Annotated in this window: 1 protein-coding gene and 1 pseudogene; both read left to right on the forward strand. The window is 61.7% G+C overall.

Annotated features, from left to right (window positions below; genetic code table 11):
- Positions 1-789: ABC transporter permease subunit (locus HU762_RS26485; RefSeq protein WP_186641865.1), on the forward strand; the 789-nt coding region annotated here is incomplete at its 5' end.
- Positions 790-799: 10 nt separating this feature from the next.
- A pseudogene (locus HU762_RS26490) lies at positions 800-1,326 on the forward strand (amino acid ABC transporter permease); the annotation flags it as partial.

The following is a 1,326-nucleotide window of genomic DNA, read 5'->3' on the forward strand; positions in this document are numbered from 1 at the left end:
CGCAACATCCCACCACTGCTGCAGATCCTGTTCTGGTACTTCGCGGTCTTCTTGACCATGCCTGGGCCGCGCGCCGCCCACAGTTTCGCTGATACCTTCTTTGTCAGCAGCCGGGGCCTGAACATGCCCGCGGCGTTGATGGCCGAAGGGTTCTGGCCGTTCGCGGTGAGCGTGGTGCTGGCGATTGTCGCCATCGTGCTGATGACCCGCTGGGCCAACAAGCGTTTCGAAGCGACCGGTGAGCCGTTCCATAAGTTCTGGGTCGGCCTGGCGCTGTTCCTGGTGATCCCGGCGTTGTGCGCCGCGATCTTCGGTGCTCCTGTGCATTGGGAAATGCCGGAACTCAAGGGCTTCAACTTCGTGGGTGGCTGGGTACTGATTCCCGAGCTGCTGGCCTTGACCCTCGCCTTGACCGTGTACACCGCGGCGTTCATCGCTGAAATCGTGCGTTCGGGCATCAAGTCGGTCAGCCATGGCCAGACCGAGGCGGCTCACTCGCTGGGCCTGCGCAACGGTCCGACCTTGCGCAAGGTGATCATCCCGCAAGCCCTGCGCGTGATCATTCCGCCGTTGACCAGCCAGTACCTGAACCTGGCGAAGAACTCTTCCCTGGCGGCCGGTATCGGTTACCCGGAAATGGTTTCGCTGTTTGCCGGCACGGTGTTGAACCAGACCGGCCAGGCCATCGAGGTGATCGCGATCACCATGAGTGTGTACCTGGCGATCAGTATCAGCATTTCCTTGCTGATGAACTGGTACAACAAGCGCATTGCGCTGATCGAGCGGTGAGGAAACGCGCATGACATCCCATACTTTCAAACCTGATATGCCGCCACCGAGCAAAGTGTTCGGGCCGATGGCATGGATGCGCGCGAACATGTTCTCCAGCTGGCTCAATACGCTGCTGACCCTGTTTGCGTTCTACCTGATCTACCTGGTGGTCCCACCGATTCTCAGCTGGGCGATTCTCGATGCCAACTGGGTCGGCACCACTCAAGCCGACTGCACCAAGGAGGGCGCCTGCTGGGTGTTCATCCAGCAGCGTTTTGGCCAGTTCATGTACGGCTATTACCCAGCGGACCTGCGCTGGCGCGTGGACCTGACCGTGTGGCTGGCCGTGATCGGCGTGGCGCCGCTGTTCATCTCGCGCTTCCCGCGCAAGGCGATCTACGGCCTGAGTTTCCTGGTGCTGTATCCGATCATCGCCTGGTGCCTGCTGCACGGCGGCGTGTTCGGCCTGGCCACCGTGGCGACCAGCCAATGGGGCGGCCTGATGCTGACCCTGGTGATTGCCACCGTTGGTATCGCCGGCGCCTTGCCGCTGGG

The organism is Pseudomonas sp. SWRI92, assembly GCF_014268685.1.
Lineage (GTDB): Bacteria > Pseudomonadota > Gammaproteobacteria > Pseudomonadales > Pseudomonadaceae > Aquipseudomonas > Aquipseudomonas marvdashtae.